The following is a 20481-nucleotide window of genomic DNA, read 5'->3' on the forward strand; positions in this document are numbered from 1 at the left end:
ACCCGATGACACAGACCACCTCCCCGCCCGCGCTCACCGAAGCGCAGACCCGCCGGATCCTGCAAGCCGTTGACGCGCATTTCGACGCCCAACTGGCCTTCACCCAGGATCTGGTGCGCTTCCCCTCGCTGCGCGAACAGGAGCATACGGCGCAAGACTTTCTCTACGAGGCGATGCGCGCGCGCGGCTTCGCGATGGACCGCTGGAAAATCGACGTCAAGGACATCGAGTCCCACCCCGGCTTCGGCCCGGTGACCGTCTCGTATGAAAACGCCTTCAACGTGGTCGGCACTTATCGTCCCTTGCGGCAACAGGGCCGCTCGCTCATCCTGAACGGACATATCGACGTGGTGCCCACCGGCCCCGTGGATATGTGGTCCCGCTCACCGTGGGACCCCGCGATCATCGACGGCTGGATGTACGGACGTGGCGCTGCCGACATGAAGGCGGGCCTGGCCGCCAACCTGTATGCCTACGACGCCGTGCGCGCCGCCGGCTATGAACCCGCCGCCCCGATCTATTTCCAGTCGGTGGTCGAAGAGGAATGCACCGGCAACGGCGCCCTGTCCGCCCTGCTGCGCGGCTACCAGGCCGACGCCGTGATCATTCCGGAGCCGGAAGAGAACATGCTGGTGCGCGCCAACGTGGGCGTGCTGTGGTTCAAGGTCCGCGTGCAGGGCCATCCCACCCATACCCGCGAGATGGCCAACGGCTTCAACGCCATCGACGCCGCCTACGCCGCCATCGAGGCGTTGCGCGGGATCGAAGCCAAATGGAACGCGGAGCACCACTGCCATCGCCATTTCGAACATCTCGACCATCCGATCAATTTCAACATCGGCAAGATCGAGGGCGGCGACTGGCCGTCGACGGTACCGCCCTGGTGTGAATTCGACGTGCGCGCGGCAATCTATCCGGGCACCACCGCGGATGAGGCCCGCGCGCAGATCGACGCCTGCCTGCGCGACGCCGTCGCCGACCCGCGGCTTGGCGGCACGCCGCCCCAGGTCGCCTACACCGGCTTCTATGCCGAAGGCTACGTGCTCGAAGAAGGCAGCGATGCCGAAAACACGCTGCGCGATTGCCACCAGCAGGCCTTCAAGAGCGAGCTCGAAAGCTTCACGACCCCGGGCTATCTCGATGCCCGTGTCTTCGTGATCTATGGCGACATGCCGACGCTGGTCTATGGTCCAAAGTCGCTCGACATCCATGGCTTTGATGAACGTGTCCACATCGAGTCGCTGCGGTTGATCACCAAGACCATTGCGCTTTTCATTGCCCAATGGTGTGGCATCAGCGAAACGAACGCCCAGGCGGACTGAACCCGGCGCGGGCCGGCTCAGCGCCCATGCCAGTAGCGCCGGTGCCGCTCGCGTTGCGCCCACACCGCCAGCCCATCGGCGCGCGACTCGGCCGTCACCGCCCCATCGCGGTCACTGCGCCAGAACGCCGCGCCCGCGCGGAGCCAGCGCCGTTCCACCGCCGGGGCCGGGTGGCCGAAACGGTTCAGGTAGCCGCACTGGGCAATCGCGTGGCCGGCATGCGCGGCGGCCACCAGCTCCCGTCCGGATGACCATGCCGACCCGTGATGCGGCGCCAGCACGATATCGGTCGGCGGCAGGCCGAGCGCGGCCAGCTCGCGCTCCTGCGCCACGCCGATGTCGCCGGTCAGCAGCAGCGAATGGGCGCGGCCCGCGACGCGCAACACGCAACTGTTGGCGTTGCGATCGGCCCCCAGCGCGGCCGCTGCCGCCGCGGGATGCAGGAAGGTGAAGGTCACGCCGTCAACACGCCAACTGTCGCCGCGCTCGCAGCGCAGCATCCGGGCCGGAGAAACGTAGGAGGCGCCCCGGTCCGGTGCGCGATTCGAAGATTCGCCGGCCGGCAAACTGCCCCGGGACGATGTCGCCGCCGTCGATGCCCCACGCTGCCCGGACCATAGCCTGACATCACGCCGCAGCCACGCCGCCACATCGAACGACGCATAGCTGCGCGCCACCGGCACCGCCGCCAGCACCGAGCGCGTGCCGCCCACGTGATCCAGGTCCGCGTGCGACAGCACCAGCACGTCCAGCTTGTCGATGCCGCGCGCCTGCAACTGCGGCGCGATCACCCGTTCGCCCGCGTCGCCGCCGCCGAAATGGCGCGGACCGGCATCGAACAACAGGGCCTGGGTCGCGGTCTCCACCAGGATCGCGCTGCCCTGGCCGATGTCCATCGCGCTCATGCGCCAGTAGCCCGGCTCGGGCCTTTCGGGCCGCCAGCACAACAGCGGCAGCATGCACAGCCAGCCCAGGCGCCGCGCCGGCCAGCCCTGTGCCTGCAAGGCCCACGCCATCCCAGCCAGCGCCCAAAGCAGCCAGGGCCACGGCGCCGCCGCCACCGTGAAGCTGGCCCAGTCCGCGTTGCCCACCCACGCGACCACCGTCATCGCCAGGTCGAACACCCACGCCCCCGCCTGCCCCGCCACCGCGGCCACGCCGGCCGTGGCCGGCGCCACAGAGAACATGGCGCACAGCAGCGCCAGCGGCGTGACCAGGAACGTCACCGCCGGAATCGCCACCGCATTGGCCAGCGGCGACCCGAGCGAGACCTGATGCACCAGGAACGCCAGCAGCGGCGTCAGTCCCAGCGTCACGGTCAACTGCAGCCGCGTCGCCTGCGCCAGCGCCGCGGCCCAGCGCTGGCGCCACCCGGCATCGGCGTCGCGCGGCGCCTGCGCCACGCGCAGCAGGATCGCCACCGCGCCGAACGACAACCAGAAACCCGCCGTTATCGGCGCCCATGGATCCAGCATCACCACAGCCGCCGCCGCGAACGCCAGCACCCGCCCCGCCGATATCCGCAGGCGCGACCAGCCCGCCGCCAACACCACCAGCAGCATGAAGAACGTGCGCCGCGACGGCACGCCCCAGCCCGCCAGCAGGCAATACGCCAGCCCCACGACCATCGCCGCCGCGCCGCCGGCGATGCGCGCAGGCACCCGCTCGGCCAGGCCGATGCCGCGCCAGCGCGCGCGCCGCCACATCGCCGCCAGCAACCAGGCCGCCAGGCCCGCGATCGAGGTCACATGCATGCCGCTGATGGACACCAGATGCGTGATGCCGCTGCGATTGAAGACTCGCCAGTCGTCCCGCGCCACGCCGGCCTGATCACCGATCGCCAGCGCGATCAGCACCGGCGCGTAGCGATGGCCGCCGAGCGCCCGCCGCATGCCTGCGCGCACGCGATACCTGGCACGCTCGATGGCGATGCCGGCAGACGCCCAGGGCTGGTCTTCCAGCAATCGCGGCTGGCCCCGCACCGTGCCGGTGGCGCGCAACCCGCGCGCGAACAGGCGCGCCTCGCCATCCGGCGCATCGGGATTGAGCGGCGCATGCGGCCGGCGCAGCACCAGCGCCATGCGCCACACCTGGCCCGGCGCCACCGCCGGCAGCCCCGGCTGCGCGCCGGGCGGCGCCAGCCACGACACCAGGATGCGCAGGGGAATGCCGGATCGCGGCGGCCCGACCTGCTCGCCCACGAACCGCAAGCCGCCTGCGTCATCGTCGGGCAGCTCGGCCACGCGCAACGCCAGCCGCGCGACGGCATCCTGGTGCGCGTCGGCCAGCGCGTCATCCAGGCGCCATTGCGCCCGCAGCGCGGCATTGACCGCGCCCACCAGCAACCCCGCGATCAGGCAGGCCAGCATCCCCGCCAGCCAGCCCTGCCAGCGCCGGGCAGCCAAGGGCAACAAGGCGCAGGCCGCGCCGGCGGTCAGGTAGAACCACGCCCCCGGCAGCGCCGCGAGTGTCTGCACCGCCCCCGCGCCCGCCACGATGGCCAGGCAGAATATGCGCCCCTTGATATCCGTCTCCCGGGAAACGGATCAGCGTAGGGCGACAGGCGCTCAGGCGGTCGGTGTATGAAGGGATTTGCCCACCTCGGGAAACCGTCGGAGTCCCATCCAGCCATCACTCCCCTCTTGCCGCCGCCCCCAACCCGCGCACTTCCGCCAGCGCCGCCCCCACCCCGCCCGCCGCCAGCACCTCGACCAGCCGGGTCCCGACCGCCACCAGATCCGCATGGCGCCCGACCGCCTTCATTTGTTCGGCGGTGCGCACGCCGAAGCCCGCGGCAATCGGCAGGGAGGTCTTCGCCCGGATGCGTTCCAGCGCAGCGGCGATCACGGCGTCCGACGGCAGCGCCGCGCCCGTCGTGCCCGCCAGCATCACGTGGTACACGAAGCCGCTGGCGCCTTCCAGCACTTTCTCCAGGCGCGCTTCGGTCGTCGTCGGCGCGGTCATCTTGATGAGCGCAATGCCGTGGCGCCGCGCCAACCGCTCGATGCCGGCGGCGTGCTCGGGCGACAGGTCCACCACGATCAGCCCGTCGACGCCGGCCCAGGCCGCATCGGCCATGAAGCTGGCCGCCTCATAGCGCAGCAGCGGGTTCAGATAGCCCATCAGCACGACAGGCGTGCGCTCGTCCTCTTCGCGGAAGGCGGCGACCAGGTCGAGCGTGCGGCGCAGGGTCTGCCCCGCCTTCAGCGCGCGCGCATTGGCCTGTTGCAGCACGGGCCCGTCGGCGATCGGGTCGCTGAACGGCATGCCCAGTTCGATCACGTCTGCCCCGGCGGCGGGCAGGCCTTTCAGCAAGGCCAGGCAGTCATCGTAGGACGGATCGCCCGCCGTGAAATAGGCGGCCAGGCCCGGCCGGCCGGCGGCGCGCAACGCCGCCAGGGTCTGTTCGATACGGCTCATGCGGCCTCTCCGGTGAATTGCAGGACCGAATTCAGGTCCTTGTCGCCGCGTCCGCTCAGGCAGACCACCAGCGCCTGGTCACGCTCCATGAGCGGGGCGAGTTTCCTGGCATAGGCCAAGGCATGGGCGCTTTCCAGCGCGGGGATGATGCCCTGCCGCCGCGTCAGCCACAGAAAGGCGTCGACCGCCTCGGCATCGGTGACCGATTCGTAGACGACCCGCCCGGTATCGTGCAGCAGGGCATGCTCCGGGCCGACGCCGGGGTAATCGAGACCGGCCGAAATCGAATGCGCGTTCTGGATCTGGCCGTCCGCGTCCTGCAGGAAGTAGCTGCGGCAGCCATGCAGGACGCCGGGGGAGCCTTCGCCGATGCTGGCGGCGTGCTCGGCGGTCTGCGTGCCGCGTCCGCCCGCCTCGATGCCGAACAGCCGCACGCCGGCATCGTTCAGGAAGGGATGGAAGAAGCCGATGGCGTTGGAGCCGCCGCCCACGCAGGCGACCATCGCGTCCGGCAGCCGCCCGGTCTTCGCGAGAATCTGCGCCCGCGTCTCCTCGCCGATGACTTTCTGCAACTCCCGCACCAGCCAGGGATAGGGATGCGGCCCCGCGCCCGTCCCCAGCAGGTAGTAGGTGTCGTCCGGATGCGCGATCCAGTCGCGGATGGCGGCGTTCATTGCGTCCTTCAGCGTGGCGCTGCCGTCCGGCACGGGCCGGACCTGCGCGCCCAGCATCTCCATGCGCGCCACATTGGAGGACTGCCGCGCCACGTCGACCTCGCCCATGTAGACCACGCATTCCAGGCCGAACAAGGCGCACACCGTGGCGGTGGCCACTCCGTGCTGCCCCGCGCCGGTCTCGGCGATGATGCGGCGCTTGCCCATGCGCCGGGCGAGCAGCGCCTGGCCCAGGCAATTGTTGATCTTGTGGGCGCCGGTGTGGTTAAGGTCCTCGCGCTTGAGGAAGACGCGCGCGCCGCCCAGTTCCTCGCTGATCGCCTCGGCATGCAGCAGCGGACTCGGGCGTCCGACGTAGTCGGCCAGCATTGCGCGGTACTCGGTCCAGAACGCAGGGTCCTCGCGAACCGCGCGGAAGGTGTGTTCCAGCGCATCGAGCGCCGGGGCCAGCGTCTCGGGCATGTAGCGGCCGCCATAACGGCCGAACTGCCCGGCGGCATCGGGATATTCAGGATGTGGGATAAAAGACATGATTTCAGGCCTTCGGGAACATGTCCGCCATGGTATCTAGGTGAAATGCCTAGATAAATCATAGATTTCTTGCTCATTGATATCAGATTTTCTAATATCAAAACATGAGAAACCTGCCTCCCATGAATTCGCTGCGCGTCTTCGACAGCGCCGCCCGCCACCTGAACCTGTCGCTCGCCGCGCAAGAGCTCGGCGTGTCGCACAGCGCGGTCAGCCAGCAGGTCCGGCAACTCGAGACCTGGCTCGGCGGCAAGCTGTTCGAGCGGCATTCCGACGGCGTGCGGCTGACCGCGGCGGGCCAGGACCTGCAACGCGTCTGCCTGCCGGCGTTCGACATGCTCGAGCAGCGCCTGGCCGAACTGCTCGGCCGCGCCACCTCGGCGGAGGTGGTCGTCGGCGCGCCTGCCAGCCTGCTGTCCAACTGGATCATCCCCCGGCTCGAGGATTTCGAACGCGCCCATCCCGGCGTCCAGGTACGGCTGCAGACGGCGGCCGACATCGCATTGCTGGAACGGCGCGTGGTCGATGTGCTGATCGTGGCCGACGAACACCGGTCGCCGGACATCGAGGCGGTGCCGCTGTTCCGGGAGAGCATCGGACCCGTCTGCGCCCCGGCGTTGGCCGGGCGGATCCGGCGGCCGGCCGACGTGCTGGGCTCCCCGTTGCTGCATGCCGCGGCGCGCCCCGCCGCCTGGGAGCACTGGGCGCAGGCCCACGGCGTGACGCTGGACGCGCAACAGCCCCGGCGCCAGTTCGACCAGCTCGGCCATCTGCTCGAGGCCGCGGTAGCCGGCCTGGGCATCGGCATCGCGCCGCGGGAACTAGCGCAGGCCGACATCCGGGCCGGCCGGCTGGCCGCCCCGCTCGGGTTCCAGGATACCGGCGGCCGATTCAGCCTGTACGCCCGCACCGACGCCCGTGAAGTCGTTGCCGACTTCAGGCGCTGGCTGAAGGCGCAGGCGCTGTCCGACGCTCCCTGAGCCGCGCCCCATAGGACGAATCTGGGATTCGCGCGCGCGGCGAGACGGCCGGCGGGGGATCGGCTTAGCATTTTTGATCGGCCCGCGGCCTCGCCGGCGGGCAATCTTGCATTGGAGAACAACATGCCCTCGATCAGAAGCCAGTCCCTGTCGCTGCGGGCTCGCACCAATCTGGGCAAATCGGAGGCCGCGCAAGGCGTGGCCATCGAGCGGCTGTCATCCGGCCAGCGCATCAATCACGCGGCGGATGACGCCGCCGGCGAAGCCATCGCCAACCACTTCACTGCGCAGATCCGCGGCCAGCGCCAGGCGGCGCGCAACGCCAACGACGGTATCTCGCTGGCGCAGACCATCGAGGGCGCGCTGGGCGAGATGGATCGCAGCCTGCATCGCATCCGCGAACTCTCGGTGCAGGCGCAGAATTCCACCAACTCGCTCAGCGACCTCGAATCCATCCAGGCCGAGATCGACCAGCAACTGGGCGAAATCGAGCGGATATCTCACCAGACCCGTTTCAACAACCTGGACGTGCTGGCGCTGGACGCCGGCATCTCGATCCAGGTCGGCGCGCATGACGGCGAGACCATCGACCTCAATACAAAGCTCGTCAATACCAGGACCCTGAACCTGGACGGGATCGACGTGGTGCGCGATCCACGGCTGGGCGGCGCCACCGACAAAACCATGCTGGACATCGCCGCGCCACCCGGCCCCGCCGTCGCGGCTCCCGGCCCGGCGGCTCCCCCGCCCGCCACCACCCCGGCAACGCTGGCCATCAGGGACGGAGGCAGAACCTTCACCATGTTCCAGGCATTCCTCATCCAATATGACTTCAACGGCACCAGCAACTACGTGGTCCGAACGGTGGGTCCACTGGTGAATCCGCTGGGAGACTCCTACCGGGTCGCGCTGCCGGCCCCCGTCGGCGGCACCCTCGATATCGACGTCGCCGGCTTGACGCCCTTCGATGTGGCGAAAGTCAGTGCGGCGGAACGCGCCCAAATAGCCGGCAGCACCGCCTACCTCGTCGGCCAGCAAGTCCCGGTGCCGGTGACGCCCCCTCCCGCGACGGCCCCGGCGCCAACCACGCCTCCCGCCGCGGCCACGGCCGATTCGGTCAGCAAGGGCACGCCGATCAAGCTGTTCGACTTCCTCCAGCGCCTCGCGCCCGTGCCCGTCACCGCCGACGGCCGGCCTTTGTTCGATCACGACAGCAAAGTGCACTACCTCACCGACGCCAGCGGCAACGCCAATGGCGACTATGTCATCAGCGGCAGCGACGGCAATTTCTACGACATCAGCATTTCGGCCACCGGGCAGGTGGAATTCAAGCCGAAGGACGCCCCGCCCACGGTCAACATGAAGGTCATGCCCATGAAGCGGGTGAGCAACGCGCTGGACCAGGTGGACGGCCTGCGCGGCGAACTGGGCGCGATGCAGAACCGCCTGGGTTCGGTCATCACCAACCTGAACCACACCGCCGGCATCCTCAGCCAGGCCCGCAGCCGCATCGAGGACGCGGACTACGCCATCGAAACCTCCAACCTGACCCGGCAACAGATCCTGCAGCAGGCCAGCAAGGTGGCGCTGACGCAGGCCAACCAACTGGCGCAGAACGTGTTGGCGTTGCTGCAGGAGGATTGAGGCGTCATTGGCGCAGGTGCGAACGCGCGCGGCGACGCGATGCGCGGCTTTGGTGTCTCACGCCCAGTTTTTGCGCTTCGAAAGCTGCCCGACTCCTGGGTTGAACTGATTGCAGGGATCCAGGGCGCGATAGAAATTGCGAAGCTCGGGGCCGGCGCGATACAGATGCCCCACGTTGTGTTCGGCCGGATACTGCGCGCCGCGCGCGTCCAGCAGCTTCCACATGCGGTGCTCCAGCTCCAGGCAATCCACGCCCTTCTTCACGATGTAGTCCTGATGAAAGACATGGCAGAGAAAGTGCCCGTAATAGAGCTTGGCCACCATGGCGGTCTCCATGTCCTCGGGCAGAACCTCCAGCCAGTCCCGTTCGTTGCGCTTCAGGGCGATATCGAGCGCGACGATATCCTCGACCGCGTCCGGATGCATGGCGCGGTAGCGCACGGCGGCGCCGGCCGCGGCGAATCGCAGCAGGAACGCGGCCGCGCCTTCTTCCGGAGAACACAGGAAGTAGGCGCCCGTGGCCTTCTTGAAATGGGAGTCCAGAAAAGCCTGAAGCGGCTCCCTCAGCTTTCTGGACACCTTGATCATCAGGTGGTGCTCATACCGGGCGCGAAAGTCGCGCAGGCGGGCGGGCAGGTGGTCGCCACAGCGTGCGCTGAAGAACTGCAGGAGCCGGTCGCTCATGTTCCTGGGAAGAAACGAGAACCTCGCGCAGAAATTGTCCACGCGCGCTTTCAAGGCGAAAAAGGCGGGAAGCCTTGCGGTGCCCAGCCTGCGGATGGCCAGGAAAGTGTCCTTGCCGTAGACGTCGGCGATATCGAACGCATCCCTGTGCATGTATTCCCCCGCGATGGGCAATGCCGGCAGGGCCGTCAGAAGGTATCGTCGAATATCCGTCAGTTCCGCGGGATCGTTCGTCCCGATATAGAAAACGTCGGTCTGCGTCTCCGCCGGAAACGTGTCCAGGCGCACGGCAAAGAGAATCAGCTTTCCGGCACTGCCTGACGCCTCGAACAGCCGCTTCGGATCCGCATTGAATCGCGCGGGCGAATCCGCATCGACATCGCGCACGTGCCGCGCATAATCCTGGTCCGACCCGCGCCCGCCGTCGTGGATATCGTCAGGCCGGTAAGTGCCGTCATCCAGGCGCCGCAGGATATCCTCGGGGGATTGCCCCAACGAGATGCCCAGATGGTTGACCAGGGACAGTTTGCCGTCCTGCCCCAATTGCGCAAACACGGCCATCTCGGTGAAAGCGGGCCCCCGCTGGACCAATGATCCACCGGAGTTGTTGCAGATCCCGCCGAACACCGACGCGCCAATGCATGACGACCCGATGACGGAGTGCGGCTCCCGTCCCAGCGGCTTGAGCGCCTTCTCCAGTTGATCCAGGGTAGCGCCGGGAAAGCAGATCACCTGACGCCCATCGCGGATCAACTGGATTTTCTTCATGCGCAGCGTGCTGATGATCACGATCTCCCGATCGTAGTCATTGCCGTCGGGCGTTGATCCCCCGGTCAAGCCGGTATTGGCCGCCTGCATGATCACGATCTTGTCATGCGCCACGCAAGCCTGGACCAGGCGCCATTGCTCCAGAAGACTGCCCGGCCGCGCAACCGCGATCGCCGATCCGAAGCCGAAGCGAAACCCGGTCCGGAACCGTTGGGTATGCCGTGGATCGGTCAAGACATGGTCCGCGCCGACAATGCCGCGCAGTTCGTCCAGCAGACGCTGGTTATCAGGATTCATGCGGTCCTCGGAAAGAAACGGATTGGAAACCGCGCGCAGCCCAAACCCTCAGGGCCGCCGACACGGGGCACGCCAAATGCAGGCCGGGCGTCCTCGCGGACGCCCCGCCCCCACGCCACGTCAGTCGAACACCAGGGCCGAACCCGGCACCGGCGTGAAACCGAGATCGCCGCGGGCGATCACCGCTTCGCGCCCGCCGTTCTCGCGCAGCAACGTCTGCTGGCGCGCCTTGGCCTGGCGGTCGACCGCCTGCGGGTCACAGATCAGATGCAACTGCCGGCGGCAGGCCTGCAGGGCGTCGGCATGGCGCGGATCCGCGGCCAGGTCCTGCAGTTCTTCCGGATCGGCTTCCAGGTCGAACAACTGCGCAGGATAGCCGACGTATTCGATGTATTTGTACTTGCCGTGGCGAATCATGAAGGCCCCGGTGGTCGAACCCATGCCGTGGTATTCCACCAGCACGTTGCGCCGCGGCGTCTCGCCCCGGGCGATATCGAACAGCGAATGGCCGGGATAGCCTTCGCGCAAGGCCGGCTCAGTGTTGCCGACGGCGTCCAGCACGGTCGGATAGGCGTCGATATGCGTGACGGGCACGTCGACCACCCGTCCGCGCGGAATGTCGTCGCCCGCCATGATCAGCGGCACGCCCGCGGTTTCCTCGAACATGGTGGACTTGCCCCACAGGCCGCGCGCGCCCAGGTTGTCGCCGTGGTCGGAGGTGTACATCACGCGGGTGTCATCGGCCAGGCCGGCGTCCTCCAGCGCGTTCAGGATCTTGCCGATGTTCTCGTCCAGGAACGAGCACAGGCCGTAGTAGCCGGCGACGGCGCGCTTGACCGCGTCGCCCTCGAAATAGTCGTCGTAGTTGAAGCTGTTGCGGTAGTCCACCAGATAGGGGTGGTCCGGCCGCTCGCGCCTGTCGTACAGCTTGGGCAGCGGCAGGTTCTGGTTGAAATAGCGGTAATAGTGTTCCGGCGGCGCGGTCAGGGGGAAGTGCGGCGCCACCAGCGACACGAACAGCACCCACGGCTTGTCCGATTCGCGCCGCGCCGCCTCGCGCAGCCAGACCTGGGCGCGGGCCGTGATCTCACGGTCGTAGAAAGTGTATGAGCTTTCGCCGGGCCCCGCGAAGCGGGCCATCTTGTAGGCGCCCTTGCGCACCGGCAGTTCGCTGCGGACCAGGCCCATCAGGTCACCCTTGCCCTCGATGATGTGCATGGGGATGATCTCTTCCGAGAACCCGTGGTCCTCGCCGGGCTGGCGGAAGTGGAGCTTGCCGATCGAAACCACGTCGTGATCGCGTTCGCGCAACCGATGATGCCAACTGGGCACCGCGCCGTCGTAGGCGTCGGCGTTGTCCCAATAGCCGATCTGATGAATGTACTTGCCCACCGCGAACGAGGCCCGGGCGGGAATGCACACCGGGCTGGCGCAATAGGCCGAGCTGAACCGGGTGCCGCGCGCGGCCAGGGCATCGAGATGAGGGGTCTTGACGATCTCGCTGCCATAGCAGCCCAGGGCCTTGGGCGAGTGTTCGTCTGACATGATGATCAACAGGTTCTTCGGTTTCACGGTCATGGCTCTACTAGGTTGGATGGCTGATGTCAGCCGCTTGATAAATTCGAATCGGGGAACGCGAGATCGCGCGAGGTCGGGCCCAGGAAGAATTCCTGGTAGTACACGCACTGCCCGCGCCCGGACCGCGCCACGGCCTGCATGTAGATGCCGCGGTAGGGATATGGCACGCCGATGCGCTCGCAGGATTCCGCGTCGAAATCGGCCTGCTTCACCAGGTGGGTGATGTTGGTGATCGGCAACTTGAACTGCTGGATGATGACTTTCTTGAAGTTGGCGCCGTTGAGCTTGTCCATGGGCATGTCCCACAGGCGCTTGAGCAACTGTCGGTCGGCGTAGAAGCGGCTGGAAATGCGGAACTCATCGTTGACGATGATGATGCGGTCGAGCCGCATGACGTTGGCCTCGGTGCCCAGGTGGCGATTCCAGGGGCCCGCGCCGGTCACGGGCGCGCGCAGGATCGCCTGCGAGAAGATCGGCAGCACCGAGCCATCGTCGTCCAGGAAACGGCAATGCCAGGGGTCCTCGATCTGGCGCGGCGCCTCGGCGATGAAGCTGCCCAGGCCGTGCATTCGCACCACCAGCCCCTGCTCCACCAGGTCCCGCAATGCCCGTTGCACCGTGCCGAGGCTGAACGGCGTGAGCTGCGCCAGTTCCTCCTCGGCCGGCAACTGGTCGCCCGGCTGCCAGATGCCGCGCCGGACCGCGTCGATCAACACCTCCACCAGCCGCTGGTACTTGGGCCGGCGGGTCGGATCGGGGGCATGCAACGTCTCGAAGATTTCCAGACGACGTTCCAAGGTACTCATGAGATTTTCTCCCTGTCTTGCATGATCATGTCGGCGCCTTTCTCGCCGATCACGATGCTACCAGCGTTGGTATTGCCGGAAAGCAGCAGGGGCATGATCGAGGCGTCGACCACGCGCAGCCGGTCCACCCCGCGGACCCGCAGCCGGGTATCGACCACGGATTCGGCGTCGGCGCCCATGCGGCAGGTGCCCACGGGGTGGAAGATGGTGGTGGCGTACCCACGGATGAAACGCAGGACTTCATCGTCCGACTCGACGTTGAAGCCGGGGCGGTATTCGTCGGCCACGTACGGCGCCAGCGAACGGGTGCGCACCAGTTGCCGCGCCATCCGCACCCCTTCGATCATGGTGCGCCGGTCGAACTCGGTATCCAGGTAGTTGAAGCGCGCGCGCGGGGCGGCCAGCGGATCGGGCGAGGCCAGGTCGAGCCGGCCACGGCTGGTCGGCCGCAACTGGCACACCGACAGGGTGAAGCCGGAAAAATCATGCGGCCGGCCGGCCGTCATGTCGGCGCTGATGGTGCCAAAGTGAAATTGCACGTTGGGGGTCTGCTCGGTGTCGTTGGTGCGCGCGAACATGCCGCCCAACTGGATGCCGGCCGCCACCGGCCCGGCACGGCGCAGGATCCACTGCAGGCCGATGCGGGCCGTGCCCCACCAGGTGCGCAGGGCATCGTTGGTGGTGATCGGCCGGGTGCAGCGGTACATCAGCCGCGATTGCAGGTGATCCTGCAGGTTCCGGCCGACCGAGGGCAGATGGTGCACCGGCGCAATGCCCAGGGACCGCAGCGCGTCGGCGTCGCCGATGCCCGACAGCATCAGCAATTGCGGCGACTGGATCGCGCCGGCGCTCAGCACCACCTCGCGCCGCGCGCGGACCTGGCAGGCCTGGCCCCCGTGCAGGTACGACACCCCCACGGCGCGGCGGCCCTCCAGGATCAGCCCGGTGGCGTGCGCATCGGATTGCACGCACAGGTTGGCGCCGGCGATGCCCGAGCGCAGGTAGGCCTTGGCGGCCGAGCAGCGCAGGCCATTGCGGGTGGTCAACTGGAAATAGCCGGCGCCTTCCTGCCGCGCGCCGTTGAAATCGTCGGTGCGCGGCACGCCCAGCTCGTTGGCGCCGCCGATGATGGCTTCGATCAGCGGGTGGCGGCCGCGGATGTCGGACACCGCCAGCGGGCCGTCGCCGCCATGGCAGGCGTCGGCGCCGCGCTCGTTGGCCTCGGACCGCCTGAAGTACGGCAGGACGTCGTCCCAGCCCCAGCCGACGTTGCCCAGCGCCCGCCAGCGCTCGAAATCCTCTTTCTGGCCACGGATGTAGACCAGGCCATTGATCGAGCTGGACCCGCCCAGGGTGCGGCCGCGCGGGAGGTAGATCCTGCGGTTGTCGAGGTTGGGTTCAGGCTCGGATTCGAATTGCCAGTTCAGTTGCGGATTGAACATCGTCTTGCCATAACCGATGGGGATGTGGATCCACAGGTTGCGGTCCCGCGGACCGGCCTCCAGCAGCAGCACCGTGGTCTTGCGGTCCTGCGCCAGCCTGGCGGCCACGGCGCATCCGGCCGAGCCCGCGCCCACGACGATGTAGTCAAACTCCCTGGTCTCCACGTTCCCTTCCCCTCAGATGTCCAGTACCACGGCGCCCTCGCGGACACGCGCGCAGCAGATCAGTACGCTGTCGGCGCGTTCTTCGTCGCTCAACAGGTAGTCGTTGTGTTCGATCAGGCCCGACAGGTAATGCAGCCGGCATTCGCCGCACAGCCCGGCCTCGCAGGATGAATTGCAGGCCACGCCGGCGCCGCGCAGGGCCTGCAGGATGGTCTGCCCCGGCGCCACCGGCACCGACCGCTCGCTGCGGCGCAGCGTCAGGCTGGCCGGCGCGCTGTCCGCCGCGAGCGGCGGCGCGGGCGCCAGGTCGGCGCCGAAATGCTCCGAATGCACCGCCTCGGCCGGCCAATGGGCGCAGGCCGCCTGCACCGCCCGCATGAAGCCGGGCGGGCCGCAGAAGTAAAGCTGGCCATCGTCCGGCCGCCGCGCCAGCAGTTGGCCGAGATCCAGCCCGTTGGCGGGGTTGCCGCCATCGTGGTGCAGGAAGACGCGGCCGCGCCACTGGTCGTCGGCCAGATAGCGGGCGAAGGCGGTGCGCTCGGGTGACTGCGTGCAGTAGTGCAGCGTGTACGGCCGGCCCAGCGCGCGCAGCCGCTCGGCCATCGCCAGCAACGGCGTGATGCCGATGCCGCCGGCCAGCAGCAGCGAATGGCCGGCGTCCTCGCGCAGCGGGAAGTAGTTGTGCACGCCCGCCACCTCCAGCAGATCGCCGGGCCGCACCTGCTCGTGCATGGCGCGCGAACCGCCGCGGCTGTCCGGCACGCGCAGCACGGCGATGCAATAGCGGTCAGTGCTGCCCGGCGCGTTGCACAGGGAATAGCGGCGGTTGACGCCGCCCGGGGTACGGATATCCAGGTGCGCGCCGGCCTCGAACGCAGGCAGCGGCGCGCCGCCCGGATCGACCAGGTCGAAGGCGTAGATGCCTTGCGCCTCATACCGGATCGCACTGACTCGCAGCTTCAGCATGGCTTTCTCCGCATCCTTCAGCCGGCGCTGGCCGCCCGGCCGGCGCGGTCGATGCCATCGAGCCGGGCGCGCACGTGCGCATCGCGCTGGTCGGCCGGCAGCGCGTCGGCCGACCGCATGATTTCGAGCACCTGTTTGCCGGCGGCGGCCAACTGCTTGCGGTCCGCCTGCTTGTCGGCCAGTTCGGGAATATCCAGCACCGAATCCTGGGCATAGATCGGCAGCGTCCTGCCCTGCTCCTGCAACTGCTGGTAGAGCGCGTAGGGCGGGGTCTTTTCCTGCACGGCGTTGCGCAACAGCTTGCGGCACAGGTACACGCCCACGTCCGAGACGCCGGGATGCTCGGCACCGTGCGCGGCGATGCGGCCCTGGCTGACGATGGCCTCCCAGTCGCCCGGCGCGCGCTGGCCTTCGTCGTAGCTGCGGTTGCCGGTCTGCCCTTCCAGGAAGTCGATCTTGTCGACGCCGCAGTCCGCTTCGTTGCCCAGGCCGTCCGGGTCGACGGTGCTGTTGAAGTGGCGATAGCCGAAGATGATCATGTTCTCGTCGTCGACCGGCACGCTCCAGCGGGTGCAGCCGGCGGTGCCATGGCGCTCGCGCGCGGCGGTCGGCAGCAGCGAGCCGATCTGCAGGTAGTTGGGGAACACCATTTCGGTGATGCGCACCCAGATCCTGTCGCCGGGCAGGCGGCGCGAGGCGATGAACACGCAGCCATTGCCGTCGCGCGTGGCTTCCCATTGCATGACCGGCATGTCGCCGAAGCCTTCCAGCGACACGCCGGCCGAGGTCGCCGCATCCACGCCCTCGACCACCATGTGGTTGTGCAACACGGCGGTATGCATGTGGTCCATGATGTTCTCGTACACCTGCAGCCAGTTGCACGGATAGATATTCGAGAACGGCACCAGCCGGGTATCGGCGGGCAGGCTGTAGGTATCGAATTCCGGGAACGGCGGCGCCTGGCCCGGCCCCATGTAGGCGAAGACCAGCCCGTCGCGCTCGAACGCGGGATAGGCGCCCTGGCACACGGTTTCCTTCAGGCGCGTGGCATCCGGTTCGCAGGGCGCGTCCAGCAGCGTGCCGTCCACGCCGTAGTGCCACCCGTGATAACAGCAGCGGATGCCATGCTCGGCGATGATGCCGAATTCCAGCGAGGCGCCACGGTGCGCGCACTGGCGGTGCATGACGCCAACGTCGCCGCTCTTGTCGCGAAACGCCACCAGGTCCTCGCCCATGATGCGGATGGCCTTGGGCACGTCCGTCAGTTCCTGCGACAGGCACACCGGCTGCCAGTAGCGGCGCATGTATTCGCCCATCGGCGTGCCGGGATTGCTGCTGGTCAGTTCCAGGTCCGGGCCGGGGCGGTTGCGTTGCTGGTAGCCGGAGAACCGCAACGGATGCTCGTTGCGGGTCGGGGGCACAGCACTCGTGGCTTGTGTCATGTCTTGTCTCCTGATGATGGGAATGGATCAAACTCGCAGATTCGATTGGCTGACGAAGCGGATCTGCTGATATGCGTCCAGGCCTTCCGGCCCGCCTTCGTAGCCCAGCCCGCTGTCCTTGACGCCGCCGACCGGCGCATCGGCCAGCGAGGGCGTGAAGTTGTTGATGCCGATCCACGCCGCATCGATGTCCTCGGCAAAAGTGGCGGCGCGTTGCAGGTCGTTGGTGAACAGATAGGCCGCCAGCCCGTACTCGACGGCATTGGCGCGCGTGATGGCGGCGTCCAGGTCGCCGAAGGACAGGATCGGCGCCACCGGGCAGAACGGCTCCTCGCGCAGGATGCGGGCGCTGGCGGGCACGTCGGTCAGCACCGTCGGCGGGAAGAAGTAGCCCGCGCCCGCCTGGCGGGCCCCGCCCAGCCTGACCTGGGCGCCGCGCCGCCGCGCATCGTCCACCAGTTCGGTCGCCGCGGCCAGGCGCCGCTCGTTGTTCAGCGGCCCCATGCGCACCCCTTGCGCCAGGCCATCGCCGACCTGCAACTGGCTGGCGTATTCGACAAAATGCGCGACGAAGGGCTCGTACAGGCTGTCCTGCACGAAGAAGCGGCTGGGCGACAGGCACACCTGGCCGCTGTTGCGGTACTTGAACGCCACGCACGCGTGCGCGGTGCGGGCGACGTCGACGTCGTCGCAGACGATCACCGGCGCGTGGCCGCCCAGCTCCATGGTGCACGGCTTGAGATGGCGCGAGGCCAGCATGGCCAGCAAGCGCCCCACCGGCACCGAGCCGGTGAACGAGACCTTGCGGATCACGGGCGAGGCGATCAGGCGCTCGGAAATCTGCGCCGGCTTGCCATACAGCAGGCCGATCGCGCCGGCCGGCACGCCCGCGTCCAGAAACGCCCGCACCAGCAGCATGCCGATGGCGGGAGTCTCCTCGGGCGCCTTGAGCACCACGGTGCAGCCCGCCGCCAGCGCCGCCGCCACTTTGCGCGCGGCCAGGAAAGCCGGGAAATTCCACGGCACGAAGGCCGCCACCGGCCCGATCGGACGCTTGACGGTGGTCTGCGTCAGCAGCGCCGAGCGCGGCGGCAGTTGCCGGCCGTAGGCACGCTTGCATTCCTCCGCGCAGTAGACGATGCCCTCGATCACCCGGCTCAGCTCGCCGTCCGCATCGGCCAGCGGCTTGCCATTTTCCAGCGTCAGGACCACTGCCAGCTCGCCGCGCCGCTGGTCGATCAACTGCGCCGCGCGCATCAGGATCGCCGCCCGATCCCAGGCGCTGGTGCGCGACCAGGAGGCGAACGCGGCGTCGGCGTGGCGCAGCGCGTCGTCGATGTCCTCGTCCGTGGCCACCGGCAGCCTGCCCAGCTCGGCGCCGCTAGCGGGATTGCGCACCGCCAGCGTTTCGCGCCCCGGCGCGCCGCGCCACTGTCCGCCCACGCAAAGGGCGAGGTCGCGGGGATAGGCCGCCGCGTCCTGGCTCGCGACCGCCGCGGTGGGCTCGTGTTTCGTTTGCTTCATGGCTTGTGACTCATCGTGGTTCTAGAAGGGGGAAGAAGATCCGTCATGACAACCGCCGCGCGCCGCCCGGCATGGTTCCTGCGACGGCGCCCGGTACGGCGGTCATGCGGGCCTGCATGCGCCGGCGGCTAGCCTGCGGATTGATGAACAGCACGCCGACGAGACTCACGCCGATGGCCAGCACCGCGGATACCAGGAAGCCCTGTTCATAGCCGGCCGCGACGGTGTTGCCGCTGCCGATGAAACGGCCCATCAAGGCCGGCGCCACCAGGCCGCCGGTAGTCGCCAGCGCGCTGCTGATCGACATCGCGGCCGAGCGCTGCGAATCGAAGGAGATCTCGGCGACGATCGCCGAACTCAGCACGAAGGTCAGTTGCGGCAGGTTGCAGCCCAGCGCCAGCAGCAGCACGCGCAGCGTGGGGTGTTCGGCCACGTACAGCGACAGCAGGATGCAGGCCCCGCCCAGCAGCACGAACGCACAGCTAAGCCAGCCGCGGGCGTAGATCGACGCGATGCCGCGCTTGAGCATGCGCTGCGACAGCCACGATCCAACCAGCACCAGCGGAATGTTGATGCCGGTGAAGATCATGAACATCCAGCCGGTTTCCTGCGTGGAGTAGCCCAGCGCCTTGCTCATGTAGGCCGGGATCCAGGTGAACATCACCGAGAAGATCCAGTACGTGGTCCAGTACAGCAGCATGTTGGCCAGGAAGGTGCGATCCGTGAGCAGCACCCAGTACGGCACGCGCGCTTGCGTTGCGTCGGCGCTGGCACTGGCGTTGCGGACCTGCCCGTCGCCGCCGAACAGCAGCCACAGCACCATCCAGACGATGCTCAGGATGCCCAGCAGCAGGAACGCCGCGTGCCAGCTATGGTTGAGCATGATGTAGGTGAGCACCGGCCCGGAAATCAGCAGACCGACCGTCACGCCCTGGAAGATGACCGACGACGGCACATTGCGCTGGTCGTCGCTGAACCAGGTGTAACAGGAGTGCAGCGCCAGCGGATACGCCGGCCCCTCGCCAATGCCCAGCAGGATGCGCGAGAAATACAGCAACGGCACCGAGGCGAAGAACGCCAGCGGCATTTGCGACACCCCCCAGATGCCGGCCAGCACCACCAGAACGACCTTGGACGACACCCGGTTGGCTAGGAAGCCGAAACCGATCGCCGACACCGAAAAGAACAGGAAGAAGCTGCTGGCGATCATGCCGAACTGCGCCGGCTCGATGCTCAGCTCCTGCATCAGCGGCACGGCCACGATGCCGAGAATCGCCTTGTCCATGAAATTGATGACCATGAACAGAGCCAGAAGCGCTGTCACGACCCACCCCCGTACATTCACCTGCGCTGGTGCTGCTGTTGCCATGTCTCGCCCCTTGTTTTTCGAGATCCGCCGCGTTGACGCCGCGCCGTGTCAAAACTATAGTCCTATATAGTTCTTAAGTTCAATCCTCAGACCCACTAGGACTAACCCTAGTCCGACCGATCACGCTTCTTTTCGAGCCCCAAGCCCATGCAACGTCCCCACTGGCGCCATCACGGCAGCGACCCCGACTACCGTTATTCCCTGGCCAACGAACGCACTTTCCTGGCCTGGATCCGCTCGGCGCTGGCGCTGCTGGCGGCCGGCCTGCTGCTCGACCAACCCGGCATGGCGGGCGACCCGATCGTGCGCATGGGGCTCGCGCTCGGCCTGTGCCTGCTCGCGGTGCTGGCCTGCGCCAGCGCCTATCTGCGCTGGCGCGGCAATGAAATCGCCATGCGCCATGCCGCCGCGCTGCCGCACAGCCCGGCCCTGGCGCTGCTGTGCCTGGCCATGCTTGCCATCGGCGCGGGCGTGTGTTGGCTGCTGCTCAGCCACGCTTGATCCTCATCCTGTTAACCGGCCGGCGATGCGCCAACCATGACCTATCCCCGCGATCCGGGGCTGCAACCCGAGCGGACCCTGCTGGCCTGGCGGCGCACCTGCCTGGGCCTGGTGCTGAACAGTTTTCTGCTGATGCGCGGGGGAGCCTTGCACGGGGAGCCCGCCGCGATCGGCGTCGGGCTGCTTGTCGTGGCGCTGGCCGGCTGGCTGTATGCCCGCGTCCGGGCGCGCCTGTCCACCTCGCCAGGCGCGCGCGCCAGCGCGCCGGACCCGCGCGTTGTCATGGCGGCCACCTGCGCGGCCCTGTTGCTGTGCCTGGCGGGCGCCTGGCACGGCGTGCGCCTTTTCCACGCGGCGCTGTCCTGAAC

Annotated in this window: 16 protein-coding genes; 5 read left to right on the forward strand and 11 right to left on the reverse strand. The window is 67.9% G+C overall.

The annotated features are described in order from the left end of the window. Positions 1–5: 5 nt before the first annotated feature. Positions 6–1322: an ArgE/DapE family deacylase gene (locus tag AAID08_RS17090; protein ID WP_372412812.1), complete on the forward strand. Its 1317-nt coding sequence runs from the start codon at positions 6–8 to the stop codon at positions 1320–1322. Between the two features lie 17 nt (positions 1323–1339). Here AAID08_RS17090 and AAID08_RS17095 read toward each other — a convergent pair whose 3' ends face one another. From AAID08_RS17095 to trpB, 3 genes are all read right to left on the reverse strand, one after another. Beyond that, positions 1340–3799: a DNA internalization-related competence protein ComEC/Rec2 gene (locus AAID08_RS17095; protein ID WP_395756696.1), complete on the reverse strand. Its 2460-nt coding sequence runs from the start codon at positions 3797–3799 to the stop codon at positions 1340–1342. Between the two features lie 154 nt (positions 3800–3953). After that, on the reverse strand, positions 3954–4742 hold the full coding sequence (gene trpA, locus AAID08_RS17100) for a tryptophan synthase subunit alpha (protein WP_144657927.1): 789 nt from the start codon (positions 4740–4742) through the stop codon (positions 3954–3956). After that, the gene (gene trpB, locus AAID08_RS17105) at positions 4739–5947 is read right to left on the reverse strand and encodes a tryptophan synthase subunit beta (protein ID WP_054502201.1); all 1209 of its coding nucleotides are present in this window, start codon (positions 5945–5947) and stop codon (positions 4739–4741) included. Before trpB ends, trpA begins: the two co-directional genes overlap by 4 nt. Before the next feature lie 122 nt (positions 5948–6069). Here trpB and AAID08_RS17110 point away from each other — a divergent pair, with 122 nt between their 5' ends. Both AAID08_RS17110 and AAID08_RS17115 read left to right on the forward strand, forming a co-directional pair. Further along, positions 6070–6927: a LysR substrate-binding domain-containing protein gene (locus AAID08_RS17110; protein ID WP_054502200.1), complete on the forward strand. Its 858-nt coding sequence runs from the start codon at positions 6070–6072 to the stop codon at positions 6925–6927. A gap of 123 nt (positions 6928–7050) precedes the next feature. Further along, a complete protein-coding gene (locus tag AAID08_RS17115; protein ID WP_395756697.1) occupies positions 7051–8571 on the forward strand; it encodes a flagellin in 1521 nt (506 codons plus the stop codon). 57 nt (positions 8572–8628) lie between these two features. Here the strand turns inward: AAID08_RS17115 and dld are convergent, their stop codons facing one another. The 8 genes from dld to AAID08_RS17155 form a co-directional block, all read right to left on the reverse strand. After that, positions 8629–10320 (reverse strand): D-lactate dehydrogenase, encoded by a 1692-nt coding sequence (dld, locus tag AAID08_RS17120; RefSeq protein WP_175142810.1) that lies wholly within the window; start codon positions 10318–10320, stop codon positions 8629–8631. 120 nt (positions 10321–10440) lie between these two features. Then, positions 10441–11898 (reverse strand): sulfatase-like hydrolase/transferase, encoded by a 1458-nt coding sequence (locus AAID08_RS17125; protein WP_175142811.1) that lies wholly within the window; start codon positions 11896–11898, stop codon positions 10441–10443. 26 nt (positions 11899–11924) lie between these two features. Beyond that, on the reverse strand, positions 11925–12704 hold the full coding sequence (locus tag AAID08_RS17130; protein ID WP_054502196.1) for a GntR family transcriptional regulator: 780 nt from the start codon (positions 12702–12704) through the stop codon (positions 11925–11927). Beyond that, on the reverse strand, positions 12701–14311 hold the full coding sequence (locus tag AAID08_RS17135; RefSeq protein WP_395756698.1) for a GMC family oxidoreductase: 1611 nt from the start codon (positions 14309–14311) through the stop codon (positions 12701–12703). Before AAID08_RS17135 ends, AAID08_RS17130 begins: the two co-directional genes overlap by 4 nt. A gap of 12 nt (positions 14312–14323) precedes the next feature. Beyond that, positions 14324–15277 (reverse strand): PDR/VanB family oxidoreductase, encoded by a 954-nt coding sequence (locus tag AAID08_RS17140; RefSeq protein WP_116792195.1) that lies wholly within the window; start codon positions 15275–15277, stop codon positions 14324–14326. 17 nt (positions 15278–15294) lie between these two features. Continuing rightward, complete coding sequence (locus tag AAID08_RS17145) at positions 15295–16719, reverse strand: Rieske 2Fe-2S domain-containing protein (RefSeq protein ID WP_175142814.1); 1425 nt, start codon at positions 16717–16719, stop codon at positions 15295–15297. 27 nt (positions 16720–16746) lie between these two features. Beyond that, on the reverse strand, positions 16747–18243 hold the full coding sequence (locus AAID08_RS17150) for an NAD-dependent succinate-semialdehyde dehydrogenase (protein WP_082401906.1): 1497 nt from the start codon (positions 18241–18243) through the stop codon (positions 16747–16749). 43 nt (positions 18244–18286) lie between these two features. Then, complete coding sequence (locus AAID08_RS17155) at positions 18287–19567, reverse strand: MFS transporter (RefSeq protein ID WP_336235073.1); 1281 nt, start codon at positions 19565–19567, stop codon at positions 18287–18289. A gap of 192 nt (positions 19568–19759) precedes the next feature. On the opposite strand from AAID08_RS17155, the gene AAID08_RS17160 reads away from it, so the two are divergent. Continuing rightward, on the forward strand, positions 19760–20113 hold the full coding sequence (locus AAID08_RS17160; protein ID WP_054502192.1) for a DUF202 domain-containing protein: 354 nt from the start codon (positions 19760–19762) through the stop codon (positions 20111–20113). A 36-nt stretch (positions 20114–20149) separates the two neighbouring features. Continuing rightward, positions 20150–20479: a DUF202 domain-containing protein gene (locus AAID08_RS17165; protein ID WP_054502191.1), complete on the forward strand. Its 330-nt coding sequence runs from the start codon at positions 20150–20152 to the stop codon at positions 20477–20479. Positions 20480–20481: the final 2 nt, after the last annotated feature.

The organism is Achromobacter sp. EB05 (assembly GCF_044232075.1).
In the GTDB taxonomy this organism is placed as follows: Bacteria; Pseudomonadota; Gammaproteobacteria; order Burkholderiales; family Burkholderiaceae_B; genus Achromobacter; species Achromobacter dolens.

What these genes read in the sequence shown, in the direction of transcription:
- AAID08_RS17090 (WP_372412812.1), top strand. Translation starts at nt 6, where the DNA reads ATGACACAGACCACCTCCCCGCCCGCGCTCACCGAAGCGCAGACCCGC.
- trpA (WP_144657927.1), bottom strand. Translation starts at nt 4,742, where the DNA reads ATGAGCCGTATCGAACAGACCCTGGCGGCGTTGCGCGCCGCCGGCCGG.
- trpB (WP_054502201.1), bottom strand. Translation starts at nt 5,947, where the DNA reads ATGTCTTTTATCCCACATCCTGAATATCCCGATGCCGCCGGGCAGTTC.
- AAID08_RS17110 (WP_054502200.1), top strand. Translation starts at nt 6,070, where the DNA reads ATGAATTCGCTGCGCGTCTTCGACAGCGCCGCCCGCCACCTGAACCTG.
- AAID08_RS17115 (WP_395756697.1), top strand. Translation starts at nt 7,051, where the DNA reads ATGCCCTCGATCAGAAGCCAGTCCCTGTCGCTGCGGGCTCGCACCAAT.
- dld (WP_175142810.1), bottom strand. Translation starts at nt 10,320, where the DNA reads ATGAATCCTGATAACCAGCGTCTGCTGGACGAACTGCGCGGCATTGTC.
- AAID08_RS17125 (WP_175142811.1), bottom strand. Translation starts at nt 11,898, where the DNA reads ATGACCGTGAAACCGAAGAACCTGTTGATCATCATGTCAGACGAACAC.
- AAID08_RS17130 (WP_054502196.1), bottom strand. Translation starts at nt 12,704, where the DNA reads ATGAGTACCTTGGAACGTCGTCTGGAAATCTTCGAGACGTTGCATGCC.
- AAID08_RS17140 (WP_116792195.1), bottom strand. Translation starts at nt 15,277, where the DNA reads ATGCTGAAGCTGCGAGTCAGTGCGATCCGGTATGAGGCGCAAGGCATC.
- AAID08_RS17145 (WP_175142814.1), bottom strand. Translation starts at nt 16,719, where the DNA reads ATGACACAAGCCACGAGTGCTGTGCCCCCGACCCGCAACGAGCATCCG.
- AAID08_RS17150 (WP_082401906.1), bottom strand. Translation starts at nt 18,243, where the DNA reads ATGAAGCAAACGAAACACGAGCCCACCGCGGCGGTCGCGAGCCAGGAC.
- AAID08_RS17160 (WP_054502192.1), top strand. Translation starts at nt 19,760, where the DNA reads ATGCAACGTCCCCACTGGCGCCATCACGGCAGCGACCCCGACTACCGT.
- AAID08_RS17165 (WP_054502191.1), top strand. Translation starts at nt 20,150, where the DNA reads ATGACCTATCCCCGCGATCCGGGGCTGCAACCCGAGCGGACCCTGCTG.